General features: G+C 69.2%; 11 protein-coding genes. 5 read left to right on the top strand and 6 right to left on the bottom strand.

What is annotated here, in order from left to right:
- Positions 1 to 100: 100 nt before the first annotated feature.
- From ACFWZ5_RS13220 to ACFWZ5_RS13210, 3 genes are all read right to left on the bottom strand, one after another.
- Positions 101 to 1,132: an alanine racemase gene (locus tag ACFWZ5_RS13220; protein ID WP_384791152.1), complete on the bottom strand. Its 1,032-nt coding sequence runs from the start codon at positions 1,130 to 1,132 to the stop codon at positions 101 to 103.
- A 65-nt stretch (positions 1,133 to 1,197) separates the two neighbouring features.
- Positions 1,198 to 2,319, bottom strand: a complete 1,122-nt coding sequence (locus ACFWZ5_RS13215) for a lipid II:glycine glycyltransferase FemX (RefSeq protein ID WP_384791150.1) — start codon at positions 2,317 to 2,319, stop codon at positions 1,198 to 1,200.
- A 188-nt stretch (positions 2,320 to 2,507) separates the two neighbouring features.
- The gene (locus tag ACFWZ5_RS13210; RefSeq protein WP_384791147.1) at positions 2,508 to 2,819 is read right to left on the bottom strand and encodes a hypothetical protein; all 312 of its coding nucleotides are present in this window, start codon (positions 2,817 to 2,819) and stop codon (positions 2,508 to 2,510) included.
- 307 nt (positions 2,820 to 3,126) lie between these two features.
- On the opposite strand from ACFWZ5_RS13210, the gene rpsF reads away from it, so the two are divergent.
- The 4 genes from rpsF (at position 3,127) to rplI (ending at position 4,862) form a co-directional block, all read left to right on the top strand.
- Positions 3,127 to 3,417 (top strand): 30S ribosomal protein S6, encoded by a 291-nt coding sequence (gene rpsF, locus ACFWZ5_RS13205; RefSeq protein WP_006604399.1) that lies wholly within the window; start codon positions 3,127 to 3,129, stop codon positions 3,415 to 3,417.
- Between the two features lie 76 nt (positions 3,418 to 3,493).
- Positions 3,494 to 4,090: a single-stranded DNA-binding protein gene (locus tag ACFWZ5_RS13200; RefSeq protein WP_384791145.1), complete on the top strand. Its 597-nt coding sequence runs from the start codon at positions 3,494 to 3,496 to the stop codon at positions 4,088 to 4,090.
- A gap of 70 nt (positions 4,091 to 4,160) precedes the next feature.
- Complete coding sequence (rpsR, locus tag ACFWZ5_RS13195; RefSeq protein WP_003949403.1) at positions 4,161 to 4,397, top strand: 30S ribosomal protein S18; 237 nt, start codon at positions 4,161 to 4,163, stop codon at positions 4,395 to 4,397.
- Positions 4,398 to 4,415: 18 nt separating this feature from the next.
- A complete protein-coding gene (gene rplI / locus ACFWZ5_RS13190) occupies positions 4,416 to 4,862 on the top strand; it encodes a 50S ribosomal protein L9 (RefSeq protein ID WP_384791142.1) in 447 nt (148 codons plus the stop codon).
- Positions 4,863 to 5,029: 167 nt separating this feature from the next.
- Here rplI and ACFWZ5_RS13185 read toward each other — a convergent pair whose 3' ends face one another.
- The gene (locus tag ACFWZ5_RS13185; protein WP_384791140.1) at positions 5,030 to 6,367 is read right to left on the bottom strand and encodes an MATE family efflux transporter; all 1,338 of its coding nucleotides are present in this window, start codon (positions 6,365 to 6,367) and stop codon (positions 5,030 to 5,032) included.
- 460 nt (positions 6,368 to 6,827) lie between these two features.
- Between ACFWZ5_RS13185 and dnaB the strand changes: the two genes are divergently transcribed.
- Positions 6,828 to 8,288 (top strand): replicative DNA helicase, encoded by a 1,461-nt coding sequence (gene dnaB, locus ACFWZ5_RS13180; RefSeq protein WP_384791137.1) that lies wholly within the window; start codon positions 6,828 to 6,830, stop codon positions 8,286 to 8,288.
- Between the two features lie 14 nt (positions 8,289 to 8,302).
- Here the strand turns inward: dnaB and ACFWZ5_RS13175 are convergent, their stop codons facing one another.
- Both ACFWZ5_RS13175 and ACFWZ5_RS13170 read right to left on the bottom strand, forming a co-directional pair.
- On the bottom strand, positions 8,303 to 9,436 hold the full coding sequence (locus ACFWZ5_RS13175) for an NAD(P)/FAD-dependent oxidoreductase (RefSeq protein ID WP_384791134.1): 1,134 nt from the start codon (positions 9,434 to 9,436) through the stop codon (positions 8,303 to 8,305).
- A gap of 94 nt (positions 9,437 to 9,530) precedes the next feature.
- Entirely contained in the window at positions 9,531 to 10,409 is an 879-nt protein-coding gene (locus tag ACFWZ5_RS13170; protein ID WP_384791131.1) for an RNA polymerase sigma-70 factor, read from the bottom strand.
- Between the last annotated feature and the right edge of the window lie 83 nt (positions 10,410 to 10,492).

Raw genomic sequence — 10,492 nt, 5'->3', positions numbered from 1 at the left:
CGCGACGAGTGTCGCGGGCCCGGCCCTGCGTCATGAACGGCTCCGCACGCGCCTGAACGGCGGTGTCAGCGGCCGCGTACGGCAGCGGTCGACTTCTGGGTCAGCGGTCGACGATCCGGTCGAACTGCGTTGTCGTGTGCCGCAGGTGGGCCACCAGCTCCTCGCCCACTGTGGGTTCCGGCGCGTCCGACGGCACGAAGAGAATCGACACCTGCATGTGCGGCGGCTCGGCGAACCAGCGCTGCTTGCCGCCCCAGACGAACGGCGACAGGTTGCGGTTGACCGTCGCGAGACCCGCGCGGGCCACGCCCTTGGCCCGCGGCACCATGCCGTGCAGTGCCTTCGGGGCCTCCAGACCGACACCGTGCGAGGTGCCGCCCGCGACGACGACCAGCCAGCCGTCGGACGCGGTCTTCTGCTGGCGGTAGCCGAAACGGTCCCCCTTGGAGACGCGCGTGACGTCCAGGATGGCGCCCCGGTACTCCGTCGCCTGGTGGTCGCCCAGCCAGAGGTGCGTACCGATCCGCGCGCGGAAGCGTGTCTGCGGGAACTGCTGCTGCAGGCGGGCGAGTTCACCGGCCTTGAGATGGCTGACGAACATCGTGTGCAGCGGCAGCCGGGCGGCGCGCAGCCGGTCCATCCACGCGATGACCTCCTCGACGGCGTCCGAGCCGTCGGGGCGGTCGAGGGGCAGGTGGATCGCGAAGCCCTCCAGGCGCACGTCCTCGATCGCGGCGTGCAGCTGCGGCAGGTCCTGCTCGCTCACGCCGTGGCGCTTCATCGAGGACATGACCTCGATGACGACGCGGGCCCCCACGAGGCCGTGCACGCCGTCGATCGACGACACGGAGCGGATGACGCGGTCGGGCAGCGGCACGGGCTCCTCGCCCCGCCGGAACGGCGTCAGGACCAGCAGGTCACCGCCGAACCAGTCCTTGATCCGGGCGGCCTCGTACGTCGTGCCGACGGCGAGGATGTCGGAGCCGAAGAGCGTGGCCTCTTCGGCGAGCCGCTCGTGTCCGAAGCCGTAGCCATTGCCCTTGCAGACCGGGACGATGCCCGGGAACTGGTCGAGCACGTGCTTCTGGTGTGCCCGCCAGCGCGCGGTGTCGACATAGAGCGTGAGCGCCATGGCTGGTCCCGGAACCTTTCTGGTTGCTGCGGTGTAACAGAGGTATGGAAGGAAATTGTGCGGGATCAGCGACGCGACATGTAGATGTCGAGCGCCTTGTGCAGCAGCTTGTTCAGCGGGAAGTCCCACTCGCCGACGTACTCGACGGCCTCGCCGCCGGTGCCGACCTTGAACTGGATCAGGCCGAAGAGGTGGTCGGTCTCGTCGAGCGAGTCGGAGATGCCGCGCAGGTCGTAGACGGACGCGCCGAGGGCGTAGGCGTCGCGCAGCATCCGCCACTGCATCGCGTTCGAGGGCCGGACCTCACGCCCGATGTTGTCGGAAGCGCCGTAGGAGTACCAGACGTGCCCGCCCACGACGAGCATCGTCGCCGCCGACAGATTCACGCCGTTGTGCCGCGCGAAGTACAGCCGCATGCGGTTGGGGTCCTCGGTGTTGAGGGCCCGCCACTGCTGCTGGAAGTAGCTCAGCGGCCGCGGCCGGAACTTGTCGCGGATCGCCGTGATCTCGTAGAGCCGCTGCCATTCGGCCAGATCCTCGTAGCCGCCCTGGACGACCTCGACGCCGGCCTTCTCGGCCTTCTTGATGTTGCGGCGCCACAGCTGGTTGAAGTTCTTGAGGACCTCGTCCAGGGAGCGGTTGGCGAGCGGCACCTGGAAGACATAGCGGGGCTGGACGTCGCCGAAGCCGGCGCCGCCGTCCTCGCCCTGCTGCCAGCCCATGCGGCGCAGCTTGTCGGACACCTCGAAGGCGCGCGGCTCGATGTGCGTGGCCTCGATGTCACGCAGTCGCTTCACGTCGGGGCTCTGGATGCCCGCCTTGATGGCCTGGGCGTTCCAGCGGCGGATGACGACCGGCGGGCCCATCTTCACGGAGAAGGCGCCCTGCTTCTTCAGGTGCGCGAGCATGGGCTGGAGCCAGTCGTCCAGGTTCGGGGCGTACCAGTTGATGACCGGACCCTCGGGCAGATACGCGAGATAGCGCTTGACCTTGGGCAACTGGCGGTAGAGCACCAGGCCCACGCCCACCAGCTGACCGGTCCTCTCGTCGAACCAGCCCAGGTTCTCCGAGCGCCATTCACTCTTCACGTCTGCCCATGCCGGGACCTGGCAATGGCTCGCCGACGGCAGGCTCTGGATGTACGCCAGATGTTGCTCTCGGCTGATGGTCCTCAGGGTCAGGCTCATTCGCGGCGCTCCTCGGGCTGGTGTGTCCCCATGGGTACAGGGGCTCCGGCTCTAGCGCCGAAGCCTACTGCGCCCTGCGAGCGCCCCGATTGGGCGTATGCAACCTTCGCCCCGGGCCGGGCTCCGACCAGGGGCGACGCGGACCGGTCAGCGGCCGGTCCGGGGAGCGGCGGGGAGCCGCGGGCGGGCTACCAGAGTCCGCCGAAGAGGCCGCCGTGCGCCATACCCAGGAAGAAGCCGACCGCCGAAGCGCCGAGGCCGACGATCAGGAAGAAGCGCTCGCGCGTCGTCACGGAGATGAACTGTCCGTACGCGCCCGTGAAGATCCCGACCAGGCCGGTCCAGGAACTGAGCAGATGGAGGTTGTGGAACATCGCGGTCACGAAGGCGATCGCGCCGAGCGCCAGCGTCACGCCGAGCAGCGTGTCCTGGAGCGGATGGGGCTTGCCGTCGGTGGCGAAGAGGGAGCCTGCGGTGTCGCGTCGCATTGCCTGTGCCATGGAGGCACCTCCTGCGGAAGGCGGCGCATCGTAGCGCCATACACACCCGATGTGTACAGATTCTGCCCGTCCGACGCCGGATTTCAACCGGAAGCCTCCGTGCAGGTACTCTGTACCGTCTGCACCGGTGTCTGCCCAGACCAGTCCTCGACTGGCACAGCCACCCGGCAGCCGAACGGCACGGACTCCCCCGCACCCGCGACCAGGGACCCGATTGTCAGTGGCGGCCGATACCGTTGCGTACGCATCACGACCCTCCTGCCACGGAACGACCGTGGCCGCTGAGTCCAAAGGAGGTGGGTTCCACATGCGTCACTACGAGGTGATGGTCATCCTCGACCCCGATCTCGAGGAGCGCGCTGTCTCCCCGCTGATCGAGAACTTCCTCTCCGTCGTCCGTGAGGGCAACGGAAAGGTCGAGAAGGTCGACACCTGGGGCCGTCGTCGTCTCTCGTACGAGATCAAGAAGAAGCCCGAGGGCATCTACTCGGTCATCGACCTGCAGGCCGAGCCTGCGGTCGTCAAGGAGCTCGACCGCCAGATGAACCTGAACGAGTCGGTCCTCCGGACTAAGGTCCTCCGCCCCGAGACCCACTGAGCTTCCTAGCTCAGCGGCACTCGGGATTCGAGTAGCAGCAAGCAGCCAGCAGCAAACCCGCCGAGAGGTTCCCCCAATGGCAGGCGAGACCGTCATCACGGTCGTCGGCAATCTTGTCGACGACCCCGAGCTGCGCTTCACCCCGTCCGGTGCGGCGGTCGCGAAGTTCCGCGTCGCGTCCACTCCCCGCACCTTCGACCGGCAGACCAATGAGTGGAAGGACGGCGAGAGCCTGTTCCTGACCTGCTCGGTCTGGCGTCAGGCGGCGGAGAACGTCGCCGAGTCGCTCCAGCGAGGCATGCGCGTCATCGTGCAGGGCCGACTGAAGCAGCGGTCCTACGAGGACCGTGAGGGCATCAAGCGCACGGTCTACGAGCTGGACGTCGAGGAAGTCGGCGCCAGCCTGAAGAACGCCACGGCCAAGGTCACCAAGACCACCGGTCGCGGCGGCCAGGGCGGATACGGCGGCGGTGGCGGTGGCGGCCAGCAGGGCGGCGGCTGGGGCGGTGGCTCCGGCGGCGGTCAGCAGCAGGGTGGCGGCGGTGCTCCCGCCGACGACCCCTGGGCGACCGGTGCCCCGGCTGGCGGCGGCCAGCAGGGCGGCGGCGGTGGCGGCTGGGGTGGAAACTCCGGCGGCTCCGGCGGCGGCTACTCGGACGAGCCCCCCTTCTAGGTCCCGGGCGACAGCTCAGGGCGAGAAGGCGGGCCGTACCCACACTTCTTGATCACACAGGAGAAACACCATGGCGAAGCCGCCTGTGCGCAAGCCTAAGAAGAAGGTCTGCGCTTTCTGCAAGGACAAGGTCACGTACGTGGACTACAAGGACACGAACATGCTGCGGAAGTTCATTTCCGACCGCGGCAAGATCCGTGCCCGCCGCGTGACCGGCAACTGCACGCAGCACCAGCGTGACGTCGCCACGGCCGTGAAGAACAGCCGTGAGATGGCGCTGCTGCCCTACACGTCCACCGCGCGCTAAAGGAAGGGTGACCTACACATGAAGATCATCCTGACCCACGAGGTCTCCGGCCTCGGTGGCGCCGGCGACGTTGTCGACGTCAAGGACGGGTACGCCCGTAACTACCTGATCCCGCGGAACTTCGCGATCCGCTGGACCAAGGGTGGCGAGAAGGACGTCGCGCAGATCCGTCGTGCGCGCAAGATCCACGAGATCGCGACCATCGAGCAGGCCAACGAGATCAAGGCCCAGCTCGAGGGCGTCAAGGTCCGCCTGGCCGTCCGCTCCGGCGACGCCGGTCGTCTCTTCGGTTCCGTCACCCCGGCTGACGTCGCTTCGGCGATCGAGGCTGCCGGTGGCCCGAAGGTCGACAAGCGCCGCATCGAGCTGAACGCGCCGATCAAGACGCTGGGCGCCCACGCGACGTCCGTGCGTCTGCACCCCGAGGTTGCCGCGAAGGTCAACGTCGAGGTCGTCGCTGCCTGAGCATTGCGCTCGCAGGACTGAGTGAAGGGGCCGCACCCATCGGGTGCGGCCCCTTTGCCGTGCGGTGTCGGGCTCGGTGCTCTGCCTACGCGTCGTGAGAGGTGGTCCCGGCGTGGGTCAGGGGCGACGTTTCACGTGAAACATCGCCTCTCACGTGAACCATCGCGTCAGCGCGTGGCGCCCGTGACGATCCAGCGGCCCGAGCGGGAGCGCAGCCACAGGGTGAGCATGCGCACGGTCATCATGAGCGTCATGGCGGCCCACAGTGCGGTCAGCCCACCGCCGAGCGTCGGCACGAGCAGGGCGGCCGGGGCGAACGCCGCAAGAGTGATCAGCATCGCCCAGGCCAGATACGGTCCGTCCCCCGCGCCCATCAGGACGCCGTCGAGGACATAGACGATGCCGCAGATCGGCTGGGCGAGGGCGATCACGATCAGGGCGGGCAGGGCCGCGTCCTGGACAGGAGCGTCGCCGCTGAAGAGCGGGACGAACACCGGCCGTGCCAGGACGACCAGGAGGCCGAGCACGACGCCGGAGGCAAAGCCCCACTGCACCATGCGGCGGCAGACGTCACGGGCGCCCTGGGCATCGTTCGCCCCCAGATAGCGGCCGATGATGGCCTGCCCGGCGATCGCGATGGCGTCGAGGGCGAAGGACAGCAGGCTCCACAGGGACAGGACGATCTGGTGGGCCGCGATGTCGGCGTCGCCCAAGCGGGCGGCGACGGCGGTCGCGATCATCACGATCGCCCGCAGTGAGAGCGTGCGGACCAGGAGCGGGACCCCGGCCTGGGCGCAGGCCCTGATCCCGGCGGCGTCGGGGCGCAGCGAGGCACCATGGCGCCGGGCGCCGCGGACGACCACGTACAGATAGACCGCGGCCATGCCGCACTGGGCGAGCACGGTGCCCCACGCGGAGCCGGCGATGCCGAGGCCCGCCCCGTAGACGAGGAGCGCGTTGAGGGCGGCGTTGGCGACGAAGCCGCCGACGGCCACGTACAGCGGGGTCTTGGTGTCCTGGAGGCCGCGCAGCACGCCGGTGGCGGCGAGCACGATCAGCATCGCGGGGATGCCGAGCACGGAGACCCTGAGATAGGTGACCGCGTACGGTGCGGCGGAGTCGGAGGCGCCGAAGAGGTCCACGAGCACGGGTGCCGTGGGCAGGGCGACGGCGATGACGGCGGCGCCGAGGAGCAGGGCGAGCCAGATGCCGTCCATGCCCTGTCGGATGGCGGCCTGGAGGTCACCGGCGCCGACGCGGCGGGCGACGGCGGCCGTGGTGGCGTAGGCGAGGAAGACGAAGACGCTGACGGCGGTCATCAGGAGGGCCGAGGCGACGCCGAGCCCGGCGAGCTGGGCGGTGCCGAGATGGCCGACGATGGCGCTGTCGGCCATGACGAAGAGGGGCTCGGCCACGAGTGCGCCGAAGGCCGGGACGGCGAGTGCGACGATCTCTCGGTCGTGTCGTCGCCGGGCGGCCTTGGGTGCCGCGGGAGCCTGTGTCATGAGCACCAATCTAATCTTCCACAGGTAAGAGATGCAATTGAGGTAGGACCCTTACTTGGGCTGTGTGTGCACCTCGGCTCGTGCGCCGTTCGGCAAGTTCTTGGGCCGACTGGGGAAGTTTTTCTTCTGCACAGCCGGTGGATGGGAAAGGTGCAGGTCAGAGAGGGTGCGAAAAGTGTCCTGAGGGCTTGTTCACAGGGCTGTCCACCGGACCGTGCACAGGTTTGGCGGGGTTCTCCACAGCATCGCGGCAGTCATCCACACCGCCTGTGGATAACCAGATTGGCTGACGGTGCCCACGGGCCTACGGTTGTCCGGCGCCCGCCTCGTCCTGCCATCGCGGAAACCCCGCAAATCCGACGCGTCAGAACCGGAGTTGGGCCCCCTTATTTGTCAGTGTCGTGCCGTAGGAAAGAGGGGCACGGCGAGGTCCGCGCGGCGGACGGGAGGAGGTGGCCCGGTGAGTATCTCCGAGCCCTTGGACGACCCGTGGGCCGACAGCGGTCCAAGTGATCGTCTGCCTGTGTCCCGCCCGTCCCGCGACGGCGGCCGGAGCCGCGAGGAGCAGCACGAGCGCGGCTGGGACGGCGGCCCGTCCTTCGAGCGCGTGCCTCCGCAGGACCTCGACGCCGAGCAGTCGGTGCTCGGCGGCATGCTGCTCTCGAAGGACGCCATCGCGGACGTCGTCGAGGTGCTCAAGGGCCATGACTTCTACCGCCCGGCGCACGAGACGATCTACACCGCGATCCTCGACCTGTACGCCAAGGGCGAGCCGGCCGACCCCATCACCGTCGCCGCGGAGCTCACCAAGCGCGGCGAGATCACCAAGGTCGGCGGCGCCTCGTATCTGCACTCGCTGGTCCAGACGGTCCCGACCGCTGCGAACGCCGAGTACTACGCGGAGATCGTCCACGAGCGCGCGGTCCTGCGCCGCCTGGTCGAGGCCGGCACCCGCATCACGCAGATGGGATACGCGGCGGACGGCGACGTCGACGAGATCGTCAACAGCGCCCAGGCCGAGATCTACGCCGTCACCGAGCAGCGCACCAGTGAGGACTATCTGCCGCTCGCGGACATCATGGAGGGCGCCCTCGACGAGATCGAGGCGATCGGCTCCCGCAGCGGCGAGATGACGGGCGTTCCCACGGGCTTCACCGACTTCGACTCGCTCACGAACGGCCTGCACCCCGGCCAGATGATCGTCATCGCGGCCCGCCCCGCCATGGGTAAGTCCACCCTGGCCCTCGACTTCGCGCGCGCCGCCTCCATCAAGCACAGCCTGCCCAGCGTCATCTTCTCCCTGGAAATGGGGCGCAACGAGATCGCGATGCGTCTGCTGTCCGCGGAGGCACGCGTGGCGCTGCACCACATGCGCTCCGGCACGATGACGGATGAGGACTGGACGCGGCTCGCACGTCGGATGCCCGAGGTCTCGGCGGCGCCGCTCTACATCGACGACTCCCCGAACCTGTCGATGATGGAGATCCGCGCGAAGTGCCGCCGCCTCAAGCAGCGCAGCGACATCAAGCTGGTGATCATCGACTATCTGCAGCTGATGCAGTCCGGTGGCTCGAAGCGTGCCGAGAGCCGCCAGCAGGAAGTCTCGGACATGTCGCGAAACCTGAAGCTGCTCGCCAAGGAGCTCGAGGTTCCGGTCATCGCGCTCTCGCAGCTGAACCGTGGCCCCGAGCAGCGCACGGACAAGAAGCCCCAGGTCTCCGACCTGCGTGAATCCGGCTCCATCGAGCAGGACGCCGACATGGTGATCCTGCTGCACCGCGAGGACGCGTACGAGAAGGAGTCACCGCGCGCGGGCGAGGCGGACATCATCGTGGGCAAGCACCGTAACGGCCCCACGGCGACGATCACGGTCGCCTTCCAGGGCCACTACTCGCGCTTCGTGGACATGGCGCAGACGTAGCCGGAGCCGCGGTCCTAGCGGCGCGGTTCGCTTCCGTGCGGGGTGAGCTTGACCAGGGCCGGGTGGCGCTGGGCGGACAGGGCGCCGCGGACGATGAACTCCTTGTACAGGGCGGCGGCGCGGCCGGTGAGGACCCGCTCGACCGGGGTGTCGTCGTCCCGTACGAACTGGATGAGGCCGTCGCGGCGCCCCAGGCTGACGCACTGGTTGAGGTAGCGGAAGCGCAGCGGGCGCGGGGTGCGGCCGGCGAGGCGGTCGCCCACCGTCCGTGCCACGTGGGCGGCCGACGGCAGCCCGGTGGCGCAGGCCATGCGCAGCTCCTGCCCGCCCTGCCGCTGGGCCGCCGCCGCATCACCGATCGCGTACACGTCGGGGTGCGATACCGAGCGCAGCGTCCGGTCGACCAGCATCCGGCCGTGGTCGTCCACCGCGAATCCGGCCTCGCGCGCGATCTGTGGCACACGGAAGCCGGTGGTCCACACCACGGTGTCCGCGGGAAGCACCTCACCGTCGTCCAGGACGACACCGTCCGCGTGTACTTCGCTGACCCGTACGCGATCCCGGACGTCCACGGCGAGCCGGTCGAAGACGCGGCGCAGATGCCGTCGGCCCCGTTCGGACAGAGCCGCGCCGAGTGCGCCGCCGGTGACCAGGCGGACCTTCAACTCCGGGCGGGACTCGGCCAGTTCGGCTGCGGCCTCGATGCCGGTCAGCCCGCCGCCGACGACCGCGACGCTTCCGCCCTCGGCAAGGCGGGCCCCGAGGCGCTCCGCATCGGTGGCGGTCGCGAGCGGGTACGCGTGCTCGGCGACCCCGGGCACGGTCTCGTGGTCGGCGCTGCTGCCCAGGGCATAGATCAAGGTGTCGTACGCGAGGGGAGTGCCGTCGGCGAGGAGTACCTCACGGCGGGTGGCGTCGACCGCGACGACCCGGTCGACGATGAACCGTACGGGTGCGTCGGCGAGCAGCTCGGCGATCGGCCGCTGCCGCACCTTCTGGCCCGCGGCGACCTGGTGCATCCGGACCCGCTCCACGAATCGGTCGCTCGCGTTCACCAGGGTCACCCGGGTCCCGGGCTGTTTGGCGGTCGCCTTGGCGGCGACGACTCCGGCGTATCCCGCACCCAGCACCACGATGTGCGCTGTCATCACGATCTCCTCCCGACGCCCTGACGACCAGGCGGCGTCGAAGGGTTGACCAGACAGGCCCCCCGATCCGTGACAGTGTCTGGAGAGATGTGGATCACATCGGCTGAGCTGCGGCGAAGGCGAGCTTGGCGGGGTTCACCACGTTGTGCACGGCCTGCACCTGCCCGTCCTCGATCTCCAGGTGCAGCACGGCGACCAGCTCGCCCCCCAGGCGGCCCACGATCGCCGGTGCGCCGTTGACCAGCCGTACGTCGAGCACGGCACCGGCCGCACGCGGGTGGGTGGCGAAGCCGACGAGGAGACGGGAGACCCGGTCCGCACCGGTGACCGGGCGTCGCGCGGCCGAGACCGCACCGCCGCCGTCCGACCACGAGACGACATCCTTGGCGAGCAACCGTTCGAGCCCCGCCACATCGCCCTCCGTCGCCGCGGCGAGGAACCGGTGCACGATCTCCGCGCACTGCTGGGGATCCGAGTCGAAGCGGCGCCGCGGCTCCCGTACATGCTCACGGGCCCGTCGGTAGAGCTGGCGCACTCGCGCCTCCGGTACATCGAGGACCTCCGCGATGTCCGCGTGGGGATAGCCGAAGGCCTCACGCAGCACGAAGGCCGCTCGCTCCGCGGGCGTCAGCCGCTCAAGGAGGACGAGCAGGCCGACCGACACCGAGTCGCGCTGCTCGACCGTCTCCAGGGGACCCAGCTGTCCGTCATCGGTGAACACCGGCTCGGGGAGCCAGGGCCCCACGTATCGCTCGCGACGGGCGCGGGCCGAACTCAGCCGGGTCAGACAGAGATTCGTCACCGCTTTGGTCAGCCAGGCCGCGGGAACCTCGACCGGGCCGCTGTCCGCCCAGCGCAGGTAGGCGTCCTGCAGTACGTCCTCAGCCTCGGCGGCTTCGCCGAGCATCCGGTACGCCAGGCCGAACAGCCGCGCACGGCTCTCCTCGTAACTGACCAGCTTGTCTTCCGACATGGCAACCAGCGTTTCACGTGAAACATGTCGAGCCGCATCGGGTCCCGGGCGAGAAAGGACTCGACGCCGGGCGCCGCGCCCCT

This window comes from Streptomyces sp. NPDC059003 (assembly GCF_042740445.1).
Taxonomy (GTDB): Bacteria; Actinomycetota; Actinomycetes; order Streptomycetales; family Streptomycetaceae; genus Streptomyces.
The sequence above is the reverse complement of the archived record's forward strand: the minus strand, read 5'-3'. Positions and strand labels throughout refer to the sequence as shown.

Coding starts and splice junctions, on each gene's coding strand:
- ACFWZ5_RS13220 (WP_384791152.1), bottom strand. CDS start 1,132: ATGGCGCTCACGCTCTATGTCGACACCGCGCGCTGGCGGGCACACCAG.
- ACFWZ5_RS13215 (WP_384791150.1), bottom strand. CDS start 2,319: ATGAGCCTGACCCTGAGGACCATCAGCCGAGAGCAACATCTGGCGTAC.
- ACFWZ5_RS13210 (WP_384791147.1), bottom strand. CDS start 2,819: ATGGCACAGGCAATGCGACGCGACACCGCAGGCTCCCTCTTCGCCACC.
- rpsF (WP_006604399.1), top strand. CDS start 3,127: ATGCGTCACTACGAGGTGATGGTCATCCTCGACCCCGATCTCGAGGAG.
- ACFWZ5_RS13200 (WP_384791145.1), top strand. CDS start 3,494: ATGGCAGGCGAGACCGTCATCACGGTCGTCGGCAATCTTGTCGACGAC.
- rpsR (WP_003949403.1), top strand. CDS start 4,161: ATGGCGAAGCCGCCTGTGCGCAAGCCTAAGAAGAAGGTCTGCGCTTTC.
- rplI (WP_384791142.1), top strand. CDS start 4,416: ATGAAGATCATCCTGACCCACGAGGTCTCCGGCCTCGGTGGCGCCGGC.
- ACFWZ5_RS13185 (WP_384791140.1), bottom strand. CDS start 6,367: ATGACACAGGCTCCCGCGGCACCCAAGGCCGCCCGGCGACGACACGAC.
- ACFWZ5_RS13175 (WP_384791134.1), bottom strand. CDS start 9,436: ATGACAGCGCACATCGTGGTGCTGGGTGCGGGATACGCCGGAGTCGTC.
- ACFWZ5_RS13170 (WP_384791131.1), bottom strand. CDS start 10,409: ATGTCGGAAGACAAGCTGGTCAGTTACGAGGAGAGCCGTGCGCGGCTG.